Here is a 25,935-nt window from a genome sequence, read left to right on the forward strand (position 1 = left end):
TCGCAAAAAGTCAAGAAAAATTTATATTATTATGTGTGATAGTTTAGTATAGCATAAATTCATTTCATAACGTAGTTATTCCTTAAACTTGGCGCCTATGGTTTTCAGTGAACACTCTCGTCAACTTACTGTTTTGAATATAAATGGTTTAAGAAGGTAAATGTTTTAGCATGGATTTTCTAAATTAAGTATGTAGTTTCTTTAGAACCTAGCTAATCAATAGATCTGAGTAATATGTGGATAGTGCTCTTAATGTTTCTTGCGATAAGATTGATAAAAGATTACCATTATAACCAACTCCATATAAAATAATCGAACTAAAAGCTAAATAAGGATTTATCGGTATAGTTGAAAAATCTATGCTAATGCCGGTGTTTTGCTTAAACCAATCCAAATTAATGTTTTGGCCAATTCGCTCAAAAGATAAGATGTTTTTTGCATTTTGTTGTACATTTAACATAAATGATTTTGCTATTTGTTTTTCATAATTAGAAAAGTATAAAAATAATTTTATGGTATTACGAGGATCAGTTTCATTGTTCAAATTATGACTTAGTTCGCTTAAAAATTTATATGGTGTAAGATTGACAGCTTTGCCGTAGCTGTTAGCAACATTCTCAATGATATATTGGGTAATTATCAGATTATCGGCCATATTTAAAATGTCATCGGTAACAATACCAATTCTACAACCTGATTCTTGGTTATTATGGCAATGAAAGCTGGTTTTAATCCCAATATTTTCAAGAATATTTACTATTTCACTTCTTAAATTTGATGATTTATCTATAGGTTCTATTTGTTTTTCGTAATATATTCTTTTTTTCTCTAAAGTTATTTCTTTAAAATGTTCAAAATTAGCTCTTTCATTTACTTCTATAAGAATTTTTGAGCTTTCCTCTGTAGTTAATTCAGTGCTTAAAATATTAGGAGAAGTTATTGATGGGGTATAATTATATATATCAACATTTGATGAGGTGATAGATTTAGCTGTTTTTTTAACAGGTTCTTCAAAGTGCTTTTCTGTAATTTCTAATACACTAAAGTCGATATGGCACTCACATGGTATGTTGGATGAGGCTGTACTTTGTTCTATACGGGTTTTAACTTGTGCTCGTACATCTAATTTATCTGTTAAATTCTCACACAAACAAAATATTGTTGGTAAACTTCTGAAAGGATCTAAAAAATATTTAGCTTTGATAGGTTGTAATTGCATGTTGTTGTTAGTAATGAATAGATCATTGGTTTGAAGATTTTTTACTGCAATATCAAGTTGCCTCAGCACCCCAATCTCATCGACAAATTTTAAAGATAAAAACTTGGCATTATGTTTCTGGATATATTGCATGATTTCATTTAAAACTGTAGTCATTTTATGTACCTAGTTAGTTCTTCAGCGATTTGTACAGCATTTAATGCTGCTCCTTTACGTAAATTATCTACTGTTATCCATAAATTAATGCTGTTCATTCTACTATTATCAGAACGAATTCGAGAAACATATACAGCATCAAGACCGGCTACTTCTACTGGAGTAATATATTGTTCACTGGTAGTGGATGATAGTACCTTGATACCATCGGCTTGGCTTAGAATTTCTGTTATCTCATTAATGTTAATGTTATCCGAGAATTCAATATTTACTGAGATAGAATGTCCAAGAAATATTGGTACCCTAACACAGGTAACACTGATTTGTAACTGAGTCCCCATAATTTTTTTAACCTCTGATTCAATTTTTGATTCTTCTGAAGTAGAACCATCGGTATTAAAATCTCCTATATGAGGGAATAAATTAAAGGCTATTTGTTTTTTAAAAACACTAGGTTGACGATCTTGAAAAACATATTTTGCTTTAGTTTGACTATATAATTCGTCCATAGCAGCTCTACCTGCTCCAGAAGTAGATTGATAGGTTGAAGCTACCACTCGGTTGATCTTGTATTCATTATCAAGAGGCTTTAGAATTACAGCTAAGGGAATAGTACAGCAATTTGGATTGGCTATTATATTCTTTTTGCTATAATTTTTGAGATCAATAGAATTTGCTTCTGGAACAATTAAAGGAACGTCTGGATTAAGTCTAAAATATGATGATTTATCAATTACTATGCAGCCATTATTTGCGATTTTAGGTATATATTGCTTAGCTATAGTGGAACCAGCAGCAAAAAACGCGATATCAATTTTATTAAAGTCAATGCTATCTAAAGTTGATATTTTTAATAATTTCTCACCAAAACTGACTGATTTACCAACAGAACTCCTTGAAGCAACGGCATTTATTTCGGCTATGGGAAAATTTCTTTCAGCCAGTATTTCCAGGACGTTAGAGCCTACATTACCAGTGGCGCCAACTACGGCGATATTATATTTTTTTGTCATAACTACCCAACACGACCAACAAGCTGTCTGCCACCAATAATATGGGTATGAAAATGAAAAATTGTTTGCCCAGATTCGCTACCTTTATTTGTAACTAGACGGTACCCTGCAGCTGATAGACCAAGCAATTGTATCATTTCATCAATTTTAGTAAAATAATGTTTTATCAGTTCTAGCGAAGCTTTATGGATGAAATCACTGTAATCAATATAATGTCCTTTGGGAAGTACTAGTACATGTATCGGAGCTACAGGGTTGATATCATGAATTGCTAGAATTTGTTCATCTTCATATAGTTTTTTAGCTGGGATTTTCCCCGCAATAATCTGTGCAAATATGTTATCTTCGTCATAAAGTGAGGAGGTCATTGTCGTCCCTAGTATTTTTATCATGGATCGAGGTGATCGTGTTCGAGGAGACGTTCAATAAATCGTCAAGTTTAAGAAAAAGAGACGATACGAACCCGTTATTGCGAGAAGCTTTAAGCTTTGATGCAATCCAAAAATGGACTATTTAGCTGGATTGCCACGGCAACATAGTGGTCTCGCTAATGACTATTGAGTGTCAATTTTCCTTAACTTGACTATTTATTGAACGTTCTTTGTTCGAATACATTTATTTTACGTCAAAGTCAAAATAACGATCAGGAAATGGTTCGTTGGCTAAAGTATAATGCCACCATTCTTTTGCGTACGGTATAAAACCGTGTTTGATCATCATTTCTTTTAAAAAATTACGTTTATTATTTAAGTCAGGGATATTTTTTCTAGAATCATGGTGAGAAACTTCATCAAATAAATCAAAAGACGAACCCATATCTATGGTGCCATCATCGTGGTATGGGATTATAGAGCCATCAGTTAAAGTACGTTGTTTAATAACACTAGCTAGTTGAAGTGTGTGGTGTACATTAATAATAGTAAGATCAACAGTGCTGCCACGACTATGAGCTGATTTTGCTGCTATATAACCAAGAGGTATTATTTGTGCTTTGTTTACATATGGATAAAAAGCTATTTTGTTTTTAGTATCATTTGTTTCTGACCAGCGTACAAAATGTTGCACAGCTTTATTAGGTCTATATGCGTCATAAACTACCAAAGAATAATCATATGTGAGTAAGTCTTTCTGCACTGCTTTTAAAGCTTCAGCTGCTTGTTTCGTTAATATTGCAACTGGCATAATATAGCCATCAATTTTACTGCCGATAAAATTATCGTTACCAGCATATTTCATTTCCAGAATAATGGAAGGATCAACTTCATGAAGATATACAAACCCCTCTGGTAAATTTGTATTAGATGATTCAAGTGACATAGCATTCATCGCAGTTACATTAAAAAGTAAAATAAAAATAATTGAATAGAATTTCATCATTAATAACTGATGGTATATGAACTAATAACCTGCAGTTTATTAGTTTAATTTAAAATCTTTGCCGTGTAAAGCTATTCTTATGTTGATTTACTAATGCGTTATAAGTATTCTCTATTTTTTATACCAGATTTATTGTAAACTGTATCTTAGTGGTATAATTGAATTAACTTATAAGGAGCAAGGTTTATATATGCAAGATACACACGCGTTTGTTGGAAAAGTAGCCCCAGATTTTACGGCAAAAGCAATTATGCCAGACAATACTATTGAACTTGGTTTTAATTTAAAAAATTATACCAAAGGTCATAAGGCTGTTATATTTTTTTATCCCCTCGATTTTACTTTTGTTTGTCCTTCGGAAATTATAGCTTTTAACAATCGATTAGGAGAGTTTTCTTCAAGAAACACCAAGTTAATTGCTATTAGTGTTGATTCACATTTTTCGCATTTGGCCTGGAAAAACACTCCTAACAACAAAGGTGGGGTGGGTAATATTCAGATTCCTATGGTTTCAGATATTAACAAGGAAATTGCACGTGCTTACAATGTTCTGAATGATGATGGAATTAGTTTACGCGGTACATTCTTATTGGATGAACTTTCTATTGTACGTCATTTATTAGTTAATGATCTGCCACTAGGTAGAAGTGTTGAAGAAACATTGCGTATAATTGATGCGCTTGAATTTCATAGTACAAATGGAGAAGTATGTCCGGCTGGATGGCATAAAGGTGATGAGGGGATGACTCCATCACAAAAAGGAGTGGCTGATTATTTGACTTCTAATGCTGATAAACTATAAATACACCATATACTCGGTGAAAATCTTCGGATTGCGGTGTCGTATCTAAAGATCTGCGATGCTCACGTACTTTAGTACGTTGTGCTTCTCGACTTTGATACTCCTAGCACTCCTTGATTTTTACCTTCGTCTATCCTCATGCCAAAGTCACTTTCTAAACGATTAATTATAAAAATTTCAGGTGAGAGTGTGAAATCTAGTTATCTGCGATCCAGAAGCTTCACTTCATTTGTACAGAACATTATGAATAATGCTTAAAGAATTGTTGCTAGGTAAGAAATCACATACTTATACTAGTGAAATTATAGATATTTTAAGGTTAATTAGAAGCGAGAATGTTGGTTCAAGAACATTTTTGGCTTTATTGAATTTATTCGGTAATGCGACTTCAGCTTTAGAGAATATAGCAGAGTTTTCTGTACGTGGTGGTAGATTTAAGCCAATTAAGGTGTGTTCATATGATGATGCCATCAAGGAATTAGATTTACTGGATAAATTTGGCGCAAAAATTATTTCTTATAAATGTGCACAATATTCCAAGCTCTTGCGTGAAATTCCTGATTTACCACCGATACTTTGTTATAAAGGTAATATTGAACTATTTGCTGCGCCACTAACGATTGCAATTGTTGGCGCCAGAAACGCTTCAGCGAATGGTCAGTTTTTTGCTGGTAAATTAGCGTCAGAACTAATACAACAAGGTTATGTAATAGTTTCAGGGTTTGCTAGAGGTATAGATACTGCGGCTCATAAAGCGTCTCCAGCCAAGACAATAGCAGTAATGGCTGGAGGAATAGATTATGTTTATCCACCAGAAAATCAAAAATTATACGATACTATTGCAGATGTTGGTTTAATTATCGCTGAATTACCGATAGGGGCTAAACCGCTAAGTCAGCATTTTCCACAACGTAATCGATTGATTTCCGGGTTATCTTTAGGCACGGTGGTAGTCGAAGCTACTATTAAATCAGGTTCTTTAATTACCACAAGGTTTGCTTTAGAGCAGAATCGTGAAGTTTTTGCGGTGCCAGGATTTCCTTTGGATCCTAGAAGCAGTGGTACTAATAAATTAATTAAAGATGGAGCGCATTTGACTGAGTCAGCACAAGATATAATTGCTAATATTAATGTTCCGGATTATGAAAAATTAATGACACCACTTGAAGATTTACAACGTTATGATAATAATTATAAGCCTGTAGATCATAAATATCTGAATCAGATTGATGATAGCATGCGAAAAACTATTATGAATCTGCTGTCAAGTACTCCGATTGAGTTTGAAACTATAGTCGAAGCAGCAAAGATGCCGCTGCCAGTAATTTATACCATAATATTGGAGCTTGAATTAGCTGGTAGCATTATTAGAAGCCCAGGAAATAAATTTTGTTTAGCTTATAAATGATATGAAATTAGTAATAGTAGAATCACCAGCGAAAGCTAAAACCATCAAAAAATATTTGGGCAATGAATTTGAAGTTATTGCGTCAGTAGGACATGTAAGAGATTTACCATCAAAAACTGGATCAGTGTTGCCAGAGCAAGATTTTATGATGAAATATGCGATCACTGATAAAGCCAGTAAACATATTACCAATATTACCAATGAAGCTGCCAAAGCGAGCGCTATTTATCTTGCTACCGATCCTGATCGAGAAGGTGAGGCAATTTCTTGGCATATCATGGAAATCATCAAAGAAAAAAATATAGTATCGTCAGATACGATGTTTAACAGGGTGGCGTTTAATGAGATTACTAAAACGGCAGTAATTGCTGCCATGGCGAATCCAAGAAAAATTGATATTAATTTAGTTAATGCTCAGCAAGCTAGGCGTGCTTTAGATTATTTGGTGGGATTCACATTATCACCATTATTATGGCGTAAATTACCTGGTTGTAAATCGGCTGGAAGAGTACAGTCTGTGGCATTACGTTTGATTTGCGAACAAGAGGATAAAATCGAACAATTTAAGACCGAAGAATATTGGGATATTTGGTTTGATTTTTTTAATCAGAAAGCAGAAGCTTTTAAAGCCAGGTTAACTCATATTGATGGCCATAAATTAGATAAATTTCATATCACTAATGAAAGTCAAGCAGCTGAATTAGTAAATAGTCTAAATGGTTCAGCATTTTCGATAAGCGATATTGAGAACAAACAACAAAAACGACAACCACCGCCGCCTTTTATTACTTCCTCATTACAGCAAGAAGCAGCGCGTAAACTAGGATTTGGCGCAAAAAAAACTATGCAAATCGCCCAAAAACTTTATGAAGGGATAGATATTGAGGGTAATACTATCGGTTTAATTACTTATATGCGTACCGATGGTGTTACCATGGCTGATGATGCAATTCACTCCATTCGTAAATTAATACAAAATCTTTTTGGCGATGCATATGTGCCAACTAATCTCAAGAAGTATAAATCCAAAGTCAAAAATGCTCAAGAAGCACATGAAGCGATTAGGCCAACTGACATTAACTTAACTCCGGATCAATTACGTAGCCAATTGGATAAAGATCATCATAAATTATATGATTTGATCTGGAAACGTTCGATGGCTTGTCAAATGGAAAATGTAGTTATTGATGCGGTAGTCGCCACCATTAATTCGCATGATCATAGGTTTGTAGCTAGAGCTAACGGTTCAACAATAAAATTTGACGGTTTTTATCGAATTTATCGTGAGGGTATTGATGACGAGCAGGAAGAAGAAGCTAAAATCCTGCCTAATCTAGCGATAGGGGAACAGCTTAAAACCATAGGTGTAAATCCGTTGCAACATTTTACTGAACCGCCACCAAGATATTCTGAGGCAAGTTTGGTTAAGAAGATGGAAGAGCTGGGTATTGGCAGACCATCAACTTATGCTAGTATCTTATCAGTGCTACAGGAAAGGAAATATGTGAATTTAATGAAGAAACGCTTTATTCCTGAACCATTAGGGCGTTTAGTGACAACATTTTTGGTGGGGTATTTTAAAAAGTATGTTGAATATGATTTTACAGCTGCTTTGGAGACCGAACTTGATGAGGTAGCTGGTGGACAGCTTGACTGGAAACAGTTGTTAGGTAATTTTTGGCAGGGATTTAACGGCAATATCAGCTCAGTTAGTGAGCAAAAAATTACTGATATTATTAGTTATATTGAGCAATCATTAACTGGTTATTTATTTGGCTCAGATCACACTTCTACTACAGCCAGGCAATGTCCGCTATGTAAGGACGGTCAATTACATTTAAGATTGGGAAAATTTGGTGCTTTTCTTGCTTGCGATCATTATCCAGAATGTAACTTTAAAAAATCGCTGACCGCCACCAATATTGATTCGGACGCTACTCAGCCTGAACAAGATAATAATAATAGATTAATTGGCCAAGATAGCATTACTGGATTAGATATTTACCTGAAAAAAGGACCATATGGTTGGTATGTACAATTGGGAGAAAATTTATCTAAACTTGAGAAACCGAAGCGCACGCCGCTACCTTCGATACTTGATCCAAACAATTTAAAGCTTGAAATTGCTCGGAAATTACTTAACTTACCCTTGAAAATAGGGGAGTATCCTGGGTCATGTGCAGAAATAATGCTAGGTATAGGTAAATATGGCCCCTATCTTAAACACGATAATGCTTTTTGTTCGATTCCTAAATCATTAGACCCATTTAATATTACTATTGATACTGCTGTAGACATTATTAATGCTAATAAAATCAAAAATAGTAACAAGCAAAAAACTGCTACTAAGAAAACATGAAAAAACCGTACTTTAGCTTCAGACAACGATTAGTAGGTATATTATTTATAATAACGGCATCGTATTTTTTTTATTTGTATATAGATGAACCAACAAAGCCAAAATGGCGTTATGCTGAATTTACTATTGAAGAGTTCCAAAAATACTACATGAAACCGGAACACGCTTTAACGCTATACCAGATGATGAAAGATACTCATGAAATTTTAGTAAAGCATAATATTAACTATTGGATAGATAGTGGTACCTTACTTGGTGCAGTGCGGCATCATGGATTAATACATTATGATGACGACTTAGATATTTGCATAATGCATGAGGATGAATTAAGGCTTCAGGATATTCTCCATGAATTTGCAGATATTGGTTATAAAGTTAATCATCATTTTATATATCACATTATGCCTAAAGATACAGAATACCCGATTCTGGATATATTTATTTGTCGTAGAATAGATGATAAAATTACATATGCTCATATAGCTGCTCGGCATAAATTTCCTAACTATTTCTTTTATGAAGAAGAGTTATTCCCATTAAAGATGTACGATTTTGGTCAAATAAAAGTAACTGGTCCTAATAATCCTTTGCCTTTATTAGATAGGTATTACCGTGACTGGGATCAATATGCAGTTATTTGGAATCAACATGCAGTTGGACGTCCGGCTGGGGTTGAGATGACAAAAGTAAAATTAATTAAAGAATTTCTAGTACCGGCTGAACCGCAGGAACCATTGAAAAACCGAGTTAAATAATTAGATTAGAGAGTATAGGTTTGATAATTATTCCGTTCAGAATAAGTGTATTATTCTTGTTGGCACTCATAATCTCTGCTTGCAGCACCACTAGCAATGTGAGCCAAAAATTACTTAATAAAATTGATGTTAATCTTGAAAAGAATTATCAAATAAAGAGCGGTTATTTAATAGCAGTTTATAATTTGACCGATACTAAAGCTCAGTGTTTATACGCAAAAGATGTTGGTCGTATTATTAATGATGATGCTTACGCCCAGAATTTTTTAACTAAATTTAATAGTCATTATGCCAACAGGTTGAATATAATAAATCAGCAAGCAATGATAAAAATACAAAAATCGCAAAAGTTGTTATTTGAATTAAATAATAAGTACAATTTTTTATCTCGAACAGAATTAAGAACAGCAAGTCATATTCTATATAATAATCAACCTGGTAATATTTTTTCAGCAATAGATGGCCACCAGCAAATCATATATTTACACGAATTATCAAGATTAGATCAAATTTTGCAACATCTTCCACTGCTCATCCCAATACTAAATCCTAAAATTACCAGTAATTATGGTATGCGTAAACATCCGATAACCAAGCGACGAAGTTTTCATTATGGAATTGATTTAGTTGGACATAAATCCGCCCCAATTTATGCTACTGCTACTGGCGTTGTGAGTAAAATTAGTAGAGTAGGTGGTTATGGTAATATGGTTGAAATTACTCATCGTCATAAATTTAGCACTAGATTCGCCCACTTAAATAAAATTTATGTTAAGGAAGGAGAGCTAGTGATACGAGGACAGAAAATTGGGTTACAAGGTAATAGTGGTAATACTAAAGGAGAACATCTGCATTTTGAGGTTTTATTAAATGATAAACAGCTAAATCCATTGGACTTTGTTGCACATTCTTTGAAAAATTGAATATTTTTAAAAATTTACTTTTATAGTTTTTATTTTGTTATTTAATAATTCTACTACTTCGTGAGTGATGTTAAGCTCATTTGTAACAAATAGTATCTGAGAACTTGGTAACACCAGGTTAAAATTATATTTTTTAGCTAAATCACTAATGACAGTAATTGTGGCATCATGAACCTTGCGAATTGCTTCGGCATGAGCTTGCTCAAGGCGAGCTTTTTTATTCTGCATATCCTTTTGAGCAGTGCTAACCTTTTGATTAAAATCGCTTACTGCTTTTTCAAAAGCTTCTTCATTAAGAACACTACGCTTTTTTATTAATTCTTCTTCAATTCTTTTTAATTCTATTTCTTTTTGTGAGACATCTTGCTGCATTTTGCTGCTTATTGCATCTATAGATTTTCTAATATTTTGCATAGCAACAGAATGTTCTAAAATAGATTGAACATCAACCACGGCAATTTTGGTATTAAATTTATGCTCAACACCAATCGATAAGTTAGGCTGATTTATGAAAAATATACTCAGCAAAGTAAATAATTGCCAACATGTTATTGTTATTTTTTTTTTATTATTCACATAATTAATTATTAATTTAACAAAATTTTCTAAAATTATTAGATCTGCATATTCATTACTTTTTCAAAAGATTCCAAAAACTTATCGCGTAAAGCCACCATAGTTTGTACAGTATTTTTTGCTTCGTTAGCAGCATACATTAAATCAGCCAATGATGCCTCGCTAATCATAGATTTACGGATAGTTTGCTCATGCGTGCCAACTTTTTTGCGTAGTTCCCCAACTATGCTTTCAGCAATACCATTACTGCCGGCAGCAGCATTCACATTTACTGAGCTAGATGCTTTAGCATGAATGATGTGTTGTAAGATTTGGTCTGGAGACATGTGCGCATAATTATTAAAGGCGACATTAACCATTTTATGAAAATTAGTGGCCTCTTGTAAATTTTCAACATGAGGTTGTTCACTTACTTTATTATATGCATTCTGGGCAAGTAGTAAAATACTATTAACACTCATTTATTTAATCGCTTCTATAGTTCGTTGCATCATACTTTTTGACTGTTCAATAATACTGAGATTAGCTTCGTAGCTTCTTTGGGCTTCGCTAGCATCAGCTCTTTCTATTTCTTTATGAATATTGGGATATTTAACATAGCCATTTAAATCTGCCGCTGGGTGGTGAGGGTCATATTTTAAAATAAAAGGCGCTTTATCCACATCTATTTTTTTAACTCTAAGTATATTAGTTTTTAAAGTTTTATCAAAAACATTTTTAGTAAATAAAATTTTACGCTGATAAGGATTGCCCCCAGGTTGAAAACTAGTTGAATCCTCATTAGCAATATTCTCAGCAGCAATTTTAAGACGTTCGGCTTGCACTTTAATACCATGCGATGCAATAGATGAAGCTTTCTGCAAATCATCCTCTAATGCAAATACTGTGTGATTAATAAACAATAATAAAAAAACGAATATATACATCACTTCCCTAACACCGATGTAATTAAACCACTGCTACTTTTATAAGCTTGTAGCGTCGTATCATAGTTTATTTGATTTTGCGATATCTTAGTTAATTGTTGGCTAAGAGAAACATTATTACCGTTTGGTTTGAGTTCATCTGGATCTTTTAACTTATTTACCGCAAAATCATTATCTTGCTGATTATAACCTGCTAGATGCTTATTTGATGTTGTTGTCAGACGTAATTTTCTAGATTTAGCAACATTCTGCAAATCTTCTGTTTTTTGTGGAGTAGCTACTTCGTTCGCTTTATATCCAGGGGTATTAATGTTAGCTACGTTGTTTGCCAACACCTTATGCTTAAATGAGGCAAGTTTTAGATATGAACGCAGTAATTCATTAGTTGGGGTATTTGGATTCTTATTGGGCTGAGCAAAAGCATGTTTTGGAATTGCAGTAAATAACATAAGTAATACAGCTGCTACCACAAATTTGAGAGCGTAACGTTTATTTGATAATATATCTAATACTAACATATCTAGATTATGTTTTGGTTACGTTTAAAGCTAGTATAATGTAATTAAACTTATGATGTTTTGCAAATTAAATTTATAGTAACTGCTGTATAATATGTAGCAAATATGTGATAAAGATGATTAGACCCCTCCTACAAACTTTACGTTGCAGTCAATAGTGTGTCGATGCTGTGCTCAAATTTTCTTCTTAAATCTTGAGCTTTGTCAAAGAGATATATTTTTTATTTTAAATATGAATGACTAAGAAATGGCTGGGGCGGATGGATTCGAACCACCGGGTGACGATACCAAAAACCGTTGCCTTACCACTTGGCTACGCCCCAAAAACTTATGGCTACTGCGTTTAAAGACTAAACGCCATATATCCCGCTTTATAACAGTAAATCAATAATCAGTCAACAAACTTAATTATTATAGCTTGTGTAATTATTAGCGGTTTTAGCATAGGTTATTTAAGTTACAAAACTTTGTATTAAACTACCTGCCAATAAATACCAACCATCAATAAGTACAAAGAATATTATTTTAAAAGGTAAGGCTACCATTACTGGTGGCATCATCATCATTCCCATGGCCATCAGAATGCTTGCTACTACTATATCGATGATTAAAAACGGTAAGAAGATCAAAAATCCTATCTCAAAACCGCGTTTTAGTTCACTTATCATGAAAGATGGAGCAATTACTTTTAATGGTAGATCATTAATATCCTTAGGAACGTCTACTTTGGCAATTGAGATAAATAAATCTAAATCTTTGGTTCTGGTATTATTAACCATAAATTTTTTAAATGGTTGAATAATCAGTGGCAAAGCTTCTTCCTCAGTAATTTGCTCAATTAGCAGTGGCTTTAGCCCTTGTTCATAAGCAATTTCTAGTGAAGGAGACATAATAAAAAAAGTTAAGAATAAAGATAGACTAATGATCACCTGATTAGGAGGAGTTTGCTGTAGTCCGAGCGCTGTTCTAACAATTGATAATACGATAGATATCCTAACAAAGGAAGTGCTCATAATCAGAATTGACGGCGCAAGTCCAAGAACTGCAATTAGCAAAAATATTTGTATTAATCTGCCTGTCGTGGAACCATTATTTAGTATATTTTCAAGATCACTACTAGTTGCAGCAAAAGTTGTAGGGGCAATAGCTATAAAAGATAAGGTTACAGTTAACAAGAGTAGGGGATATAAAAAAGTTTTATGATTACTCGATATCTGCATACTTATCTATTAGTACTATATTATTTTTACCCACAGCTAAAATATAATTATTTTTAGCTTGACGAATATTTACAACTTTAACGTTTTCATCAATGTATAATATTGCAGCAATTTGCATGCTATTTGATGGATGCCCTAATTTGTGTGCGAATTTACCATATTTTTGTATTGCTTTCAGCACACAATACATTAAGACCACGATAAATATTAAAGAAAGCAAAACTTTAGAAACGACCGCTATTTCCATAATCAATTTTTTTTATTGATATGCGATACCTTGATGTAACTATCAAACTGCGACCTTTGCTCTATTAAATTGTTACTTTGTTGTTGTAAATCTTGTTTTCGTTCAGCGATTTTTTGTATTATATTTGTCACTCTGTTTTTTGCTTCAACAATGTGCTGCTGTTGAAAAGTTCCGTTTGAAAAACCTTCTCTGATGTTAACAAAAAAATCATTTAACTTACTATCATGAATATTAGTATCTAATAGCTGTTCAAATTGATCAAATTTCTGTAGCATTTCTTCCCACGTTACTTTATTCTTTTCCATTAGATTTTTCTTCCCAAAGCTTTTTATCAACAATAGCTTATAAAAAAGTTTATTTTATTTTGTATATTTATTTTTGACTTGGTGATTCTTTTCATAAATATAAGATATAATCTTTGCAACTACTCCGTAAACTTCCAACGGAATATATGAATTAATTTCTAGTATAGATAAAGTTTTGACTAAGTCTGCGTCATGATGAATTGGTATATTGTTTTTTCTAGCTATATCAAGTATTTGATCAGCAATTAAATTATTACCGCTAGCCAATATTTTTGGTGCGATATCTGTTTTTTCATTGTATCCCAGGGCAACTGCTTTTGTTCCCTTAGAAAAATTATTATAATTATACATAATAACTATACTAGAATAAATTTTTATAAAATTAACATAATAATAATAATGATGTTAAAAAAAGAAAAGATTATAGAATTTGTCGTTACTTTTTGTTTTATTGGTAAAGCAAAATATTGTCCCGGAACCTTGGGGTCATTAGCAGCATTTCCTCTTGCTTATATAATAGCCCATTTTACCATAATTAACCAAATTGTTTTTTCGTTTTCTAAATTAAATCTTGTGTTGGTTGAAAGGGAATTATTGAGCTTATTTATTATATTGCTATTAGCTTGCATATTACTGTTTATTATTGGTTTATATTTTACCACTAAATATCTATATTTTGTTGATAAAAAAGATCCTCAAGAGGTTGTGATCGATGAGGTAGCAGGACAGATGTTAGTGATTACATGTTGTTCATTTTCGGTAGCGTTTGTTCAGTATTCTGGTCTTATAGGGTATTTGAATGCCGGGGCTATAGATTTTATATTTTTATTTGTATTACCTTTTTCTTTATTTAGATTTTTTGATATAGTCAAACCATGGCCAATTGATTGGTTGGATAAAAATATTAATGGTGCAATAGGAGTCATGATAGATGATGTAGCAGCAGCTATTTTAGCTATTGTTATGCATTATGCTTTAACTTTTACAATTATTGATTGGTTCAGCTAAGTTCTTTTATTACAGCTTTGAAAGTGGATAATAATTGATTTGTATGTTAATGAGGTAATAATTGATGACTAAGAAAAACAAAAAAGAAACCAAGAAATTTGCTGAAGATATAAAAGCTGTTCAAGATCAATACCTAGATTATCCTTATCCGCTAAGGAATCCAGAAGATGAGGAAAAAAGATTAATATGGGTATCTGATAGTTATGTTGGTGAGTTAAATCATTGGCTTTATGCTGGCAAAGAGAGTTTTAAAGATAGTTTTAGAGTTTTAGTTGCAGGTGCAGGTACTGGAGATGCTGTTATTTATTTTGCTGAACAGTTAAAAGATACAAATGCACAAATTGTATATTTAGACTTTAGCAAAACAAGTATGGATATAGCTAAAGAAAGAGCGAAAATTAGAGGTTTAAAAAATATTAAATGGGTTAATGATAGTATTTTAAATATCCCAAATTTAAAACTTGGATTATTTGATCATATTAACTGTATTGGAGTTTTGCACCATCTAGAAGATCCAGACTTGGGGTTAAAAATTTTAAAAGACTCTCTGACAGAAAAGGGTGGTATGAGTCTTATGGTGTATGCTACTTATGGCAGCACTGGTGTTTATCATATGCAAACACTTATGCAAATGGTAAATAAAAATGCTACTTCCAGGACAGAAGAGGTAAAAAATGGTTGGGCTATAGTTAATTGTTTACCTAGTTCAAATTGGTATGTTAGGGGTAAAGATTTAATGAATGACCTTACTATGGGTGATGTAGGAATGTATGATTTGTTTTTACACAAACAAGATAGATCTTATACAATTCCTGAGCTTTATGATTTTGTAGCTAAAGCTGGTCTTTATTTTATTGACTTTAGTCATTACCAAAGCAGAGTACTTTTAAGGCTAGAGAATTACATTACTGATCAAGCGCTGCTAACTGAGCTGAAAAAAAGAGATTTAGTAGAACAACAAGCAATGTGCGAAATAATATCCGGCAAAATAATTAACCATAGTTTTTTTGTTTCTAAACAAAAAGACACGATAGCTTCCTTTGATGATTTAGATAATGTGCCATATTTTTATACTATAAATGGTTTAGCAAAACAGGTTTATGATTATTTAGAAGCAAACCCTAATCTTGTCGGTGGTTCTATTAATTATTCTTGGAAATCTCCTGTAATTTGCGATAATTTGAATGTTAGTTTGCCAGTTGCAAATTTTACAAAATATCTGTTTAAATATATGATTAGTGAAACTTTGAGTTTTAGAGAAATTTTTAATGCTATAATAGCTGAAATAGGTGAAAAAATTGATGATAAGTTGCTAATTCAGAATGTAAAGAATACATTAATGCCCTTTCAAAAGGCGGGAGTTCTTCTTCTTAGACATAAAAATGTTGATTTATTTAAAAAACCGTAAACGCTCACAAAATTTTGTGCGCAATGCCAAACACCTCAAGAATAGTAAACGATTATATCTTATAAATTATACTGACTGCAAGATGTCGATCATCTAATTGCTGCCCATTTTTTGTAGAAAAATCATCCACATAATTTATAATTTCAGCAGTCACCACATTTGCTAAATCCTGAGTTAAACTTGATAATAAGGAACAACCGGTAACTTCCAATAGTTTAATTGGTGCTTTAACTGATAAATTCTTAGCAGCTTTTGCTGATCTAATCAGCGCCAAAATAATTAATAAATTCTCGACATTATTATCATTCTCGGTAATAAATCGCCATTCTTTAACGTCTGGCCAACTTCCTCTGGCGTGAATACTCTTCTGATAATGAGTAAGACTGGCGTTACGGTATAATACGCTATAAATTTCCTCAGTAATATGCGGGATAAAGGGTGCAAACAGTTTTAATATGATTTGCAAACTATGGTACAAAGTTAGAATAGCGCTTTGTTGCCCACCTACATCCATGTCTTCTTCATTATAGGCTCTTACTTTCGTTATTTCTAAATAATTATCACAAAATCTTGACCAAAAAAATTGTTCAACCGCATGCATTGCTGAGGCATATTCATAATTTTGCATCGCCTGTTGTGCTGATGCAGTTAAATCAACGACATTATTAATCAGCCATTGATCCAGTGGATGAGTGATTTTATGTTTGATCTCGCTATATGACATCAGCAAATCAGTTGGAGATAATTTATCAAAATGGGTGCTAACAAATTTTGCGGCATTCCATAGTTTATTGACTAAACGTTTGCCGTTTTTCATAATGTCTTCTGAGTAAGCAGTATCAGCTCCAAGTCTTGAAGTTGCAGCCCAGTAACGAATAACATCGGCACCATATTCCTGCAGTAATTTTTCTGGTGAGATCACATTATCTTTTGACTTAGACATTTTGCTGCGGTCGGAAGCCAAACACCAACCGCTAATCATGATATTATTCCACGGCAAACTATCTTGGTGCAAATGTGATTTTAAGATAGTATAAAAAGCCCAAGTTCTTAGAATTTCATGAGCTTGTGGTCTTAAATCCGTAGGAAATAATTTCAAGTGACGTTCCCAGTCTACGGCATATTGTTTAGAAATGGCATGAGTAGCTAATTGCGGAGAAACACTGCTGGTAGCCCAAGTATCCATTACGTCACGATCAGGCTCTACCTCATCTTTGTTGTAACCTTTTGGCAAATCAGTTAAAGGATCAACTGGCAGCTGTTCAATATTGGCAAATAATATTTTGCCTTCTTCACCAACACGCTTGGAATACCATACTGGAAATGGTACTCCGAAATAGCGTTGACGACTAATGCACCAGTCCCAGGCGATGCTATTAATCCAATTATCAAGACGGATTTTCATTGATTTAGGATACCAATTAAGCTGATTACTACGCGCTAACATAGTTTCTTTATGTTGTAGTGTTTTTATAAACCATTGATCAGTAGTGAGGATCTCAAGTGGAGCCCCAGAACGTTCGGCACATTTTATCGTATGGGTAATTTCTTTTTGAGCGGTCAACAAATTTGCAGTTTTTAGAATTTCAATGATTTTAGTCCGTGCAGCAACAATTTTTAAACCCTGTAGTTCATTAGCAAACTCAGTGGCTTTTTGAATATTTTGACAATTGGAATCAAAGGTAATATCAGCAATTTGTCCAGATTTATTAATAATAATTTTTAATGGTAATTGATGTTTTTGCCACCATTTAATGTCAGTACTATCGCCAAAAGTACAGCACATCACCAATCCACTACCTTTGTCCGGTTGCACTAACTCATCAGCGATAATCGGTACCTTAACCTCAAATAATGGGGTAATAGCATATTGATTTTGCAAATGTTGATATCTCGGATCATCGGGATGAAAAAGCACGGCAACGCAAGCCGCTAACATTTCCGGTCTAGTAGTAGCGATAATTAATTGTTCACCTTTATCGGTATAAAATACCACATCATTCATGAAGGAAGGTTTTTCCTTATCCTCAATATCAGCTTGTGCTAATGCAGTTTGATCTACAGGATCCCATAACATTGGTTGCTGGTCTCTAAAAACCTCATCTTTGGCTACCAGATCCAAAAATGACATTTGTGAAATTTTTTGTGATAATGGGTTAATAGTCTGATATTCCAACGTCCAATCTACTGATAAAGCTATTTGCTTGAACAATGAGCGAAATTTCTCTTCTTCTACGGTGACTACTTGCTTACAAAGTTCAATAAACTCCTTGCGTTCCATCAATGAAGCTTTTACTTGTTTCTGTTTCTCAACCAGACGTTCTGTCGGCAAACCATTGTCATCAAAGCCAATTGGATAAAAAATATTTTTGCCGATCATTCGCTGAAATCTGACGATAAAATCAGTTTGAGTATAGCTATAAACATGACCTATATGTAACTGTCCTGACACAGTAGGTGGTGGCGTATCTACTATAAAACTGTCTTCACGTGATGCATTTTGATCCCACATATAAGTATTGTGCTGCAGCCAGTATAATTGCCATTTTTGTTCATTGTCATGAAAATTATAGTTCTTTAATAACTCTTGCATAGTATCAGTCAATTAAGTTAAAATTAGCGAAAATCATCAAATATATACTACATTAGTCATAAAAATGCGAAATAAAATTATACTATTGTTCCAGCTCGCCAGATTTCATAGCCCTACTGGATATCTGCTAGTATTTTTCCCAGCATATTACGGACTAATACTAGCTAGCAATTCATTAAATGATCTAAAATTATTACCGATACTCTTTATCGGTAGCGTACTTACCAGAGGTGCTGGTTGTATTATTAACGATTTATTCGATCAAAAAATTGATAGAGAGGTCAAGCGAACCAAAAACCGCCCGCTTGCCAATAAATCTTTGGATCAAACAACAGCTATTCTTTTTTTGTTAGCTCTATCAATAATTTGTTTATCTATTTTATTCACTCTGAGCAATACCGCAATTTATTTAGGGTATCTCGCCATAGTGTTAATTATCTTCTATCCATTAATGAAGCGAATAACCAATTTACCGCAAATATTTCTAGGAATTACTTTTAATTTTGGTGCTTTAATTGCTTATGCCAGTGTTGCAGATACGATTGAATTGCCGGCGCTACTGATGTATATAGCATGTTGCATGTGGGCGATCGGCTATGATATTGTCTATGCTTTTATGGATTTGCCTGATGATAAAAGAATAGGAGTCAAATCAATGGCAATATTATTAGAACATAAAAATTATAAATTATGGTTATATTGTTGTTATCTGACCTTCATCATTCTGTTTGTTATGGCAAATACCTTAGCACAAAAACAGATAAATTTATTGACCATAGCTCTTGCTTTAGGATTATTAATGTGGCAAGTTTATACTTTAGAAATTAATAATTATAAAAATTGTTTAAGTAGATTCAAGATTAATAATTACGTTGGTCTAGTTCTAGCGTTGTCAACGATAATTAATATTTGATAAACATTAGTTTTATGTTTATTATTTAAGTTATAGAGAAAATGTTCTTGAAAAATGGTGATTTACTCACTATATTTACTATATCAGTAACAATTTATTAAAAACTCATGGGGTAACTTATGATAGACTATACCAAAACTTTCGCTGGGGCTCAAAAAACTTATGATGCCGGTCTCAGAGAATATATGCTTAAAGTATATAATTATATGACTATAGCGTTAGTCATAACAGGGATGATGGCTTTTGCCATTGCTACTATTGAGCCATTAACTATGTTAATGTTTAAAATTTCTCCATCCGGCCAATTTATGGGGAACACTGGTTTTGGTTGGATAATCACGCTAGCACCAATAGGTATTGCTTTTTACTTTTTTATGGGTATAGGCAAGTTAAGTCTTAGCTCTACTAGAATATTGTTCTGGGTATATGCTGCTTTAACTGGTATGTCGTTAGCTTCTTTAGCCTTGATCTACACCGGAGAATCTATTGCTCGTACTTTGTTTATTTGTGCATCGTTGTTTGGAGCTATGAGCTTATACGGTTATACTACTCAAAAAGATTTGACCTCGTTTGGCTCTTTCTTAATGATGGGATTAATTGGCTTGATATTAGCTTCTTTAGTTAACATATTTTTTAATAGCCCAGCCATATCTTTTGTTACTTCTTTAATCGGAGTTGCAATTTTTATGGGATTAATTGCCTGGGATACTCAGAAACTTAAGTCTATGTATTACACTTCTGGTGGTGGCGAGTTGGGGCAAAAGATGGCAATAATGGGAGCCTTTACCTTATATTTAGATTTTATCAATCTGTTCTTATACTTAATCAGATTCTTTGGAAATGTTAGACGTGATTAATTGATATATACTCGTAAGCTTACGCATGAGAGTTATCTGAAAGATCTATGAGTATCACGTATTTTTAAAGCGATACTCATTTTTAACGTCTTAGTTCTTTTTATAAAACAAAGCTTTGTTTATCAATATTATCGCTTGCGCATATTAAATTTACTCTTCTCACAAACTCTAGTTCTGCGGATGGTTTGAACTTTGCGCGGTACACTCGCGCGAGAAACAAGTCAAAAGACGTGCGGTTCGCGGTTCCACGTCTTACCTGACGCCACCTCTCTCATGTTTTAGCTTGTGAAAAGAGGTTTAGGCGGCTTGTGAACATTCTCTCATACACAAATAGACACTGTTTATTATGTTAAATCCAACAGCAGCAATTATCATTATAGGCAATGAAATTTTATCTGGTAGAATCCAAGATATAAATGTGTTTTATATTGCTAAAAAATTAGCTGAGGTAGGAATTAAGCTGTCTGAAGTTAGAATTATACCTGACACACAAAAAATGATTGTTGATACCGTATTAGCTCTTAAAAGCCAATATGACTATATATTTACCACAGGTGGCATCGGGCCTACTCATGATGATATCACAACTGTTGCGGTTGCTACTGCGTTAAATTTACCGATCGAGTTAAATCCTCTGGCAGAAAATGCAATTAAGAAATTTTGTTCTATCCATAACCAACTATTTAATCAAGCGGGAGAAAAAATGGCTTTTCTTCCTCGTGGTAGTAAATTAATTAACAATAATATCTCAGGAGCACCTGGATTTATTGTCGAAAATATTTATGTAATGGCTGGAGTACCTTATATAATGCACTCTATGTTTGAACAAGTATTACCTACTTTAAAACATGGCCAGCCAATTATTAGCAAGCACATTGATATTATGATTGGAGAAAATATTATTGCAGCCGACTTTGCTGACTTACAAAATAAATACCCGGCCATTGAAATGGGAAGCTATCCTTTCAAGAAAGATGATCAACATGGTACATCGTTAGTATTAAGTTCTGCAAATACACCTCTTCTTGAACAAGCCTATACAGATTTATTGAAACTGGTACATAGAACTTCATCCGAGCGTAATTCAATAAGCTGTGTTAAATCTGTTGATCATCACCACGAATTAACTTAGTCATCACTTAACTCAATGGCAGATAAGCCACTAGTTTGACTGACCTTATAGAGTCAGTCAGTTAAGTGAAGATAGTCAATATTTGTCAGGATTGGTTTTTTATCAAAAAATCAAAGCTATATTTATTTATGAGATATGTTGTGCAAGCAACCATTTTTGTGTTGCAGCTGAAAGTAACGGATAAACTAAATTATTAATTTTTTCATAATAACTACTTATCTGCATTATTTCTCCCTTAGTTAACAGCTTTAAATCAATTAATGCTTTTGCATAAGGTACTAAGGTTAAAGTTTCAAACTCAAGATAACGAACATCTGTAGTTTTCTTGACATACATCAGATTTTCAATTCTAATGCCAAATGCATCTGCTATATAATATCCAGGTTCATTTGAAATAATCATTCCTGGTTGTAGCGCAGCATTATTGCGTAAATTAATACTTTGTGGTCCTTCATGGACATTTAGAAAATTGCCGACACCGTGTCCGGTACCATGAGCATAATCCTGATAATCGGCCCATAAAAATTGTCGAGCAAGTACATCCAAATTTGCGCCGGTAATATTATTCGGGAATTTTATGTTTGCTAGTGCTAAATGTCCTTTAAGTACTTGAGTATATCGTTTTTTTTGCTCTTGAGTTGGGTTGCCGATGGTGATAGTTCTGGTAATATCAGTAGTAGCTCCAAGATATTGACCGCCTGAGTCAATTAATAATATGCCACTGCCGCTAATGTATTTGGTATATTCTGTTGTAGCATGATAATGAATTATAGCGCTATTTTCTTGAAACCCACAGATAGTAGGAAAACTATCCATTACATATCCTGGTTGTAATTTTCTGAGATTGGTTAAATGTAATGCCAGCTGATATTCGGTGGATTGAGGTAAATTTGTGGCAATGCTGATATAAGCCAGGAATTCACATACTGCTACTGCATCTTTTATATGCGCCTCCTTGGCGTGATTAATTTCACAATCATTTTTACAGGCTTTCCATAGTTGACAAGGATCGCTAATAGCTTGTGTTTTTTGACCTTGTAATAGGTTTATTATAAAGCTTGAAGCAGAGTTTTCGTCAATCAGAATTTTTCCTGTGAGTTCTGAGATAATTTGAGGTAAACTGTTTTCTGGCAGTAGTTCTAGCTCTGGTCTTTGTTTTATGACCTCACGTTCAATGCGCTCAGCATCAACAAATAAATAGGCTTTATCTTGGCAGACTATAGCTATACTTAACATTAATGGTGAGAATTCGACATCCCAAGCTCTAAGATTTAATAACCAGCAAATAGAATCTGTTGCAGTAAGTATTATACTATTAGCAGAATATTTGCTTAAAAATTGCCGACAACGATTTAGCTTTGATTGGTGACTTTCTCCGGCAAATTCTACCTCGTAAGTGTAAATTGGAGAAGAGGGCTTTGGTGGTTGGTCGATCCATATTTGATCGATCAAGTTAATTGATGACTTTGAATCTGGTTCTAATAGTAACCCAGAAAAATTCTTAAGAGTTTTAGTGGAAAATAATTTGGGGTCATAGCCAATAGACTTCTTTTGAAACTCTACTTCTGTGGATGATTTGTGCGTCGAGCCGGTGCTCGAATCCGAAACAAACCTAGAGTGCGCTGCGGATCGAGGTGCAGTGTCTCCTTCAAATCCTCTCTCTTCGCTGAGTTTCGAAAGAGGTCTAATTTTATACTCAGTATTAACAGCTACAAAATTTGACCAGATAAAGTTGCTTAAATCTTTTAGATCAAAAATTTGAAAGAGCTCTAAATCCAATTCACGTTTGCTTTGTTCTAGATAACGGCCGTCGGTAAAAAATAATGCTTTATCTTCCATGATTATGGCTAAACCATTCGAGCCGGTAAATCCTGAAATATATTCTAATCGTCTGGCATAAATTGGTACATATTCGTTCAGATATTCATCACTTGTAGGGATGATATAGCCATATAATCCAAATTCTTTTAATAATTGTCTGAGAGTGCTAATACGTTGTCCAATTCTGCTTTTTAGGTGATCAAGTGATTCCATTCATCCTCGTTAATGATTTTTAGTCCAAGTTCATTGGCTTTTTTTAATTTACTGCCGGCATCATTCCCGGCTACTACTATGTCAGTTAAAGTTGATATGGAATTAGTTACCTTAGCTCCCATACGTTCGGCAGTAGCTTTTGCTTCTGCTCTAGAGATAGTTAATGAACCGGTAAATACTATAGTTTTTCCGGTTAAATTAGTCTGAGTGGTCGTATCAATATAATCATGGATAGTTAATATTTTGAGTAATTGTTGGATAATATCAATATTTTCCTTGATACTAAAAAACTTGATAATATCAATAAGAATTTTATCACCTATACCTTCGAGGTTATTTAACTGGTCATAAATCTTTTGATTGCCGGCAACCAATTGTTCCATTGCTTGTAAAAATTTTCCAGCAGTAATGAATTCTTTAGCTAATAGCTTAGCATTAACGCTACCGACGTGATTAATGCCCAGAGCATAGATAAATCGGTTTAGTGTAACAGTGGCTGCGGCATTTTTAATATTATCAAGAAGGTTTTGTACTGATTTTGTCCCCCAGCCAGGTAGATTCTCTAATCTATTGTAAGTCGTTAAATGAAATATATCTACCGGATTGTTAATGAATTTATGCTCTATTAGAAATAACACTTGTTTTTTGCCAAGGCCATCAATATCTAGCGCTTCCTTTGAAACGAAATGACAAATACGTTCATGATTCTGAGCAGGACAATTTAGATGATTGTCACACTTAATAATAGCATCTTGCGGGTTATAAAATAAATGACTATGGCACGATGGGCAAGAGAGAGGAAAAGAGAATTTAATCGTATCTAATGGGCGGCTGTTTAAGTCAACGCTGGTAATATATGGAATTACATCGCCAGCTCTTTCTAAATATACATAATCATTAATACGAATATCCTTTTTGATAATTTCTTGATAATTATGTAAGCTTGCTCGCGAAACTACGACGCCGCTAATAGCGATAGGCTCTAGCTCTGCAACTGGAGTTAGTGCTCCAGTGCGACCAACCTGAATAGTAATTGATAATAGTTTTGTTTTACCAATTATCGCTGGGAACTTATGAGCAATGGCAAATCTTGGGGCTCGATTAATAAATCCCATCCTTTTTTGCAAGGCAAAGGAATTAAGTTTATAAACTACACCATCGATTTCATATGGCAGGTCAGCTCGACGCTGTTTTAATTGTTGATAAAATTCAAGCAACTCTACTTCAGAATTGGCTAATTTTTGGAGATCATTAACAATAAAGCCAAATTGTAACAGTTTTTGTAGCAGTTCTTGTTGTGACTCTGCAATCTCAGTGCTGCTAGTCCCGATAGCATAAATAAAATATCGTAATGGTCTGGTTGCGGTAATTGCTGAGTCAAGTTGTCTTAATGAGCCGGCAGCTGCATTTCTTGGGTTGGCAAATTTTGTTGTATACTCGTTAAACTTCGAGAATTGGCGTCGTCGTATCCGATGACCTGCGCTGCTCACGTACTTTATGTACGCTCCGCTGCTCGGCTTCGATACTCCTTGCTCTTCTCGAGGTTTAACTTCGTCTACTGACTCTTGCTGTTGATTTAAGTTGGCAAAATCATCTTTGCTTAGATAAACTTCGCCTCGTACTTCTAAAATTTCTGGAGCAGATATTAATTGATGAGGTAAGTGTTGAATGGTCTTTAGATTATTAGTAATATCTTCGCCGACCATCCCATTACCTCTAGTGGCACCAGTTACCAGTTTACCATTTTTATAAATAGCTGTGAACGATAACCCATCAATTTTTGGTTCACAGAAAATAGCTGGAAAATAGTCGATATTCAAAAATTTTTGAATACGTAAGGTGAAATCTGTAATATCTTCGGTGGTGAAAGCATTACTTAATGATAACATTGGTACTACATGTTCAACTTTGGTAAATTTTTCTTGTGGAGCAAAGCCAACTTGTTTTGTTGGACTGTTAGATGGAGCTAAATTGGGGAATCTCTGCTCAAGAGCAACATATAAATTAAATAATAAATCATATTCAGCGTCAGAAATAATTGGAGCATTTTCTTGATGGTAAGCTTGGTTATGCTGCAGAATTTCATTACTGAGCTCAAGCAAAATTATTTCAGCTTCAGAGTTTGAAAGATTATGAATGTCTAGATTGTGATAAGTTCGGTGTCGTTCGCGTTTATACATAAAAAA

The 25,935-nt window shown here is 33.7% G+C and carries 25 protein-coding genes and 1 tRNA gene; 10 read left to right on the plus strand and 16 right to left on the minus strand.

Going from position 1 to position 25,935, the window contains the following annotated elements; translation table 11 throughout:
- Positions 1-208 precede the first annotated feature (208 nt).
- The 4 genes from R2I74_RS07180 to R2I74_RS07195 form a co-directional block, all read right to left on the minus strand.
- Positions 209-1,375: a hypothetical protein gene (locus R2I74_RS07180; RefSeq protein WP_316354936.1), complete on the minus strand. Its 1,167-nt coding sequence runs from the start codon at positions 1,373-1,375 to the stop codon at positions 209-211.
- The gene (asd, locus tag R2I74_RS07185; RefSeq protein ID WP_316354938.1) at positions 1,372-2,388 is read right to left on the minus strand and encodes an aspartate-semialdehyde dehydrogenase; all 1,017 of its coding nucleotides are present in this window, start codon (positions 2,386-2,388) and stop codon (positions 1,372-1,374) included. Before asd ends, R2I74_RS07180 begins: the two co-directional genes overlap by 4 nt.
- A gap of 2 nt (positions 2,389-2,390) precedes the next feature.
- Positions 2,391-2,756 carry an HIT domain-containing protein gene (locus tag R2I74_RS07190; protein WP_316354939.1) on the minus strand — a complete coding sequence of 122 codons (366 nt, stop codon included), beginning with the start codon at positions 2,754-2,756 and terminating at the stop codon, positions 2,391-2,393.
- A gap of 247 nt (positions 2,757-3,003) precedes the next feature.
- The gene (locus R2I74_RS07195) at positions 3,004-3,765 is read right to left on the minus strand and encodes a M15 family metallopeptidase (RefSeq protein WP_316354941.1); all 762 of its coding nucleotides are present in this window, start codon (positions 3,763-3,765) and stop codon (positions 3,004-3,006) included.
- A 190-nt stretch (positions 3,766-3,955) separates the two neighbouring features.
- On the opposite strand from R2I74_RS07195, the gene R2I74_RS07200 reads away from it, so the two are divergent.
- From R2I74_RS07200 to R2I74_RS07220, 5 genes are all read left to right on the plus strand, one after another.
- Positions 3,956-4,567: a peroxiredoxin gene (locus tag R2I74_RS07200; protein ID WP_316354943.1), complete on the plus strand. Its 612-nt coding sequence runs from the start codon at positions 3,956-3,958 to the stop codon at positions 4,565-4,567.
- Positions 4,568-4,817: 250 nt separating this feature from the next.
- Complete coding sequence (gene dprA, locus R2I74_RS07205) at positions 4,818-5,975, plus strand: DNA-processing protein DprA (protein WP_316354944.1); 1,158 nt, start codon at positions 4,818-4,820, stop codon at positions 5,973-5,975.
- A gap of 1 nt (position 5,976) precedes the next feature.
- Entirely contained in the window at positions 5,977-8,334 is a 2,358-nt protein-coding gene (gene topA, locus R2I74_RS07210) for a type I DNA topoisomerase (protein WP_316354945.1), read from the plus strand.
- A complete protein-coding gene (locus R2I74_RS07215; protein ID WP_316354947.1) occupies positions 8,331-9,089 on the plus strand; it encodes a LicD family protein in 759 nt (252 codons plus the stop codon). Before topA ends, R2I74_RS07215 begins: the two co-directional genes overlap by 4 nt.
- Positions 9,090-9,187: 98 nt before the next feature.
- Positions 9,188-10,012, plus strand: coding sequence for a M23 family metallopeptidase (locus R2I74_RS07220; protein WP_316354949.1), 825 nt, complete (start codon positions 9,188-9,190; stop codon positions 10,010-10,012).
- Between the two features lie 6 nt (positions 10,013-10,018).
- On the opposite strand, the gene R2I74_RS07225 is transcribed toward R2I74_RS07220, so the two are convergent.
- The 9 genes from R2I74_RS07225 to R2I74_RS07265 all read right to left on the minus strand — a co-directional run bounded on the left by R2I74_RS07225 (position 10,019) and on the right by R2I74_RS07265 (position 14,155).
- Positions 10,019-10,588: an OmpH/Skp family outer membrane protein gene (locus tag R2I74_RS07225; RefSeq protein ID WP_316354951.1), complete on the minus strand. Its 570-nt coding sequence runs from the start codon at positions 10,586-10,588 to the stop codon at positions 10,019-10,021.
- 38 nt (positions 10,589-10,626) lie between these two features.
- Positions 10,627-11,049: a flagellar hook-basal body complex protein FliE gene (locus R2I74_RS07230; RefSeq protein WP_316354953.1), complete on the minus strand. Its 423-nt coding sequence runs from the start codon at positions 11,047-11,049 to the stop codon at positions 10,627-10,629.
- Complete coding sequence (gene flgC, locus R2I74_RS07235) at positions 11,050-11,514, minus strand: flagellar basal body rod protein FlgC (RefSeq protein WP_316354954.1); 465 nt, start codon at positions 11,512-11,514, stop codon at positions 11,050-11,052.
- Positions 11,514-12,032 carry a flagellar basal body rod protein FlgB gene (gene flgB, locus R2I74_RS07240; protein WP_316354955.1) on the minus strand — a complete coding sequence of 173 codons (519 nt, stop codon included), beginning with the start codon at positions 12,030-12,032 and terminating at the stop codon, positions 11,514-11,516. The genes flgC and flgB overlap by 1 nt, the downstream gene beginning before the upstream one ends.
- Positions 12,033-12,280: 248 nt before the next feature.
- A tRNA-Gln gene (locus tag R2I74_RS07245) sits at positions 12,281-12,355 on the minus strand.
- Positions 12,356-12,484: 129 nt separating this feature from the next.
- Positions 12,485-13,252: a flagellar type III secretion system pore protein FliP gene (fliP, locus tag R2I74_RS07250; protein ID WP_316354957.1), complete on the minus strand. Its 768-nt coding sequence runs from the start codon at positions 13,250-13,252 to the stop codon at positions 12,485-12,487.
- Positions 13,236-13,499, minus strand: a complete 264-nt coding sequence (locus R2I74_RS07255; RefSeq protein WP_316354959.1) for a hypothetical protein — start codon at positions 13,497-13,499, stop codon at positions 13,236-13,238. The genes fliP and R2I74_RS07255 overlap by 17 nt, the downstream gene beginning before the upstream one ends.
- Positions 13,500-13,501: 2 nt before the next feature.
- The gene (locus R2I74_RS07260; RefSeq protein ID WP_316354962.1) at positions 13,502-13,804 is read right to left on the minus strand and encodes a hypothetical protein; all 303 of its coding nucleotides are present in this window, start codon (positions 13,802-13,804) and stop codon (positions 13,502-13,504) included.
- A 54-nt stretch (positions 13,805-13,858) separates the two neighbouring features.
- A complete protein-coding gene (locus tag R2I74_RS07265; protein WP_316354964.1) occupies positions 13,859-14,155 on the minus strand; it encodes an EscU/YscU/HrcU family type III secretion system export apparatus switch protein in 297 nt (98 codons plus the stop codon).
- A 51-nt stretch (positions 14,156-14,206) separates the two neighbouring features.
- Between R2I74_RS07265 and R2I74_RS07270 the strand changes: the two genes are divergently transcribed.
- Together R2I74_RS07270 and R2I74_RS07275 are read left to right on the plus strand one after the other, a co-directional pair.
- Positions 14,207-14,812 (plus strand): phosphatidylglycerophosphatase A family protein, encoded by a 606-nt coding sequence (locus R2I74_RS07270; protein WP_316355349.1) that lies wholly within the window; start codon positions 14,207-14,209, stop codon positions 14,810-14,812.
- 64 nt (positions 14,813-14,876) lie between these two features.
- Entirely contained in the window at positions 14,877-16,220 is a 1,344-nt protein-coding gene (locus R2I74_RS07275; protein WP_316354967.1) for a class I SAM-dependent methyltransferase, read from the plus strand.
- 52 nt (positions 16,221-16,272) lie between these two features.
- On the opposite strand, the gene R2I74_RS07280 is transcribed toward R2I74_RS07275, so the two are convergent.
- Positions 16,273-18,813, minus strand: coding sequence for a valine--tRNA ligase (locus tag R2I74_RS07280; protein WP_316355351.1), 2,541 nt, complete (start codon positions 18,811-18,813; stop codon positions 16,273-16,275).
- A 58-nt stretch (positions 18,814-18,871) separates the two neighbouring features.
- Between R2I74_RS07280 and ubiA the strand changes: the two genes are divergently transcribed.
- The 3 genes from ubiA to R2I74_RS07295 all read left to right on the plus strand — a co-directional run bounded on the left by ubiA (position 18,872) and on the right by R2I74_RS07295 (position 21,715).
- On the plus strand, positions 18,872-19,726 hold the full coding sequence (ubiA, locus tag R2I74_RS07285; protein ID WP_458693312.1) for a 4-hydroxybenzoate octaprenyltransferase: 855 nt from the start codon (positions 18,872-18,874) through the stop codon (positions 19,724-19,726).
- A 119-nt stretch (positions 19,727-19,845) separates the two neighbouring features.
- Positions 19,846-20,583 (plus strand): Bax inhibitor-1/YccA family protein, encoded by a 738-nt coding sequence (locus tag R2I74_RS07290; protein ID WP_316354970.1) that lies wholly within the window; start codon positions 19,846-19,848, stop codon positions 20,581-20,583.
- 346 nt (positions 20,584-20,929) lie between these two features.
- Positions 20,930-21,715, plus strand: coding sequence for a competence/damage-inducible protein A (locus R2I74_RS07295; protein WP_316354972.1), 786 nt, complete (start codon positions 20,930-20,932; stop codon positions 21,713-21,715).
- Positions 21,716-21,841: 126 nt separating this feature from the next.
- Here the strand turns inward: R2I74_RS07295 and R2I74_RS07300 are convergent, their stop codons facing one another.
- Positions 21,842-23,749 carry a M24 family metallopeptidase gene (locus tag R2I74_RS07300; protein WP_316354974.1) on the minus strand — a complete coding sequence of 636 codons (1,908 nt, stop codon included), beginning with the start codon at positions 23,747-23,749 and terminating at the stop codon, positions 21,842-21,844.
- Positions 23,728-25,929 (minus strand): NAD-dependent DNA ligase LigA, encoded by a 2,202-nt coding sequence (gene ligA / locus R2I74_RS07305; RefSeq protein WP_394355834.1) that lies wholly within the window; start codon positions 25,927-25,929, stop codon positions 23,728-23,730. Before ligA ends, R2I74_RS07300 begins: the two co-directional genes overlap by 22 nt.
- Positions 25,930-25,935: the final 6 nt, after the last annotated feature.

The sequence above is a fragment of the Candidatus Trichorickettsia mobilis genome (genome assembly GCF_963422225.1).
Classification (GTDB): Bacteria; Pseudomonadota; Alphaproteobacteria; order Rickettsiales; family Rickettsiaceae; genus Trichorickettsia; species Trichorickettsia mobilis_B.

Bases quoted from the DNA above. Each gene is read 5' to 3' on its own strand.
- R2I74_RS07180 (WP_316354936.1), bottom strand. From the start codon at position 1,375: ATGACTACAGTTTTAAATGAAATCATGCAATATATCCAGAAACATAAT.
- asd (WP_316354938.1), bottom strand. From the start codon at position 2,388: ATGACAAAAAAATATAATATCGCCGTAGTTGGCGCCACTGGTAATGTA.
- R2I74_RS07190 (WP_316354939.1), bottom strand. From the start codon at position 2,756: ATGACCTCCTCACTTTATGACGAAGATAACATATTTGCACAGATTATT.
- R2I74_RS07195 (WP_316354941.1), bottom strand. From the start codon at position 3,765: ATGATGAAATTCTATTCAATTATTTTTATTTTACTTTTTAATGTAACT.
- R2I74_RS07200 (WP_316354943.1), top strand. From the start codon at position 3,956: ATGCAAGATACACACGCGTTTGTTGGAAAAGTAGCCCCAGATTTTACG.
- dprA (WP_316354944.1), top strand. From the start codon at position 4,818: ATGCTTAAAGAATTGTTGCTAGGTAAGAAATCACATACTTATACTAGT.
- topA (WP_316354945.1), top strand. From the start codon at position 5,977: ATGAAATTAGTAATAGTAGAATCACCAGCGAAAGCTAAAACCATCAAA.
- R2I74_RS07215 (WP_316354947.1), top strand. From the start codon at position 8,331: ATGAAAAAACCGTACTTTAGCTTCAGACAACGATTAGTAGGTATATTA.
- R2I74_RS07230 (WP_316354953.1), bottom strand. From the start codon at position 11,049: ATGAGTGTTAATAGTATTTTACTACTTGCCCAGAATGCATATAATAAA.
- flgC (WP_316354954.1), bottom strand. From the start codon at position 11,514: ATGTATATATTCGTTTTTTTATTATTGTTTATTAATCACACAGTATTT.
- flgB (WP_316354955.1), bottom strand. From the start codon at position 12,032: ATGTTAGTATTAGATATATTATCAAATAAACGTTACGCTCTCAAATTT.
- fliP (WP_316354957.1), bottom strand. From the start codon at position 13,252: ATGCAGATATCGAGTAATCATAAAACTTTTTTATATCCCCTACTCTTG.
- R2I74_RS07255 (WP_316354959.1), bottom strand. From the start codon at position 13,499: ATGGAAATAGCGGTCGTTTCTAAAGTTTTGCTTTCTTTAATATTTATC.
- R2I74_RS07260 (WP_316354962.1), bottom strand. From the start codon at position 13,804: ATGGAAAAGAATAAAGTAACGTGGGAAGAAATGCTACAGAAATTTGAT.
- R2I74_RS07265 (WP_316354964.1), bottom strand. From the start codon at position 14,155: ATGTATAATTATAATAATTTTTCTAAGGGAACAAAAGCAGTTGCCCTG.
- R2I74_RS07270 (WP_316355349.1), top strand. From the start codon at position 14,207: ATGTTAAAAAAAGAAAAGATTATAGAATTTGTCGTTACTTTTTGTTTT.
- R2I74_RS07275 (WP_316354967.1), top strand. From the start codon at position 14,877: ATGACTAAGAAAAACAAAAAAGAAACCAAGAAATTTGCTGAAGATATA.
- R2I74_RS07280 (WP_316355351.1), bottom strand. From the start codon at position 18,813: ATGCAAGAGTTATTAAAGAACTATAATTTTCATGACAATGAACAAAAA.
- R2I74_RS07290 (WP_316354970.1), top strand. From the start codon at position 19,846: ATGATAGACTATACCAAAACTTTCGCTGGGGCTCAAAAAACTTATGAT.
- R2I74_RS07295 (WP_316354972.1), top strand. From the start codon at position 20,930: ATGTTAAATCCAACAGCAGCAATTATCATTATAGGCAATGAAATTTTA.
- R2I74_RS07300 (WP_316354974.1), bottom strand. From the start codon at position 23,749: ATGGAATCACTTGATCACCTAAAAAGCAGAATTGGACAACGTATTAGC.
- ligA (WP_394355834.1), bottom strand. From the start codon at position 25,929: ATGTATAAACGCGAACGACACCGAACTTATCACAATCTAGACATTCAT.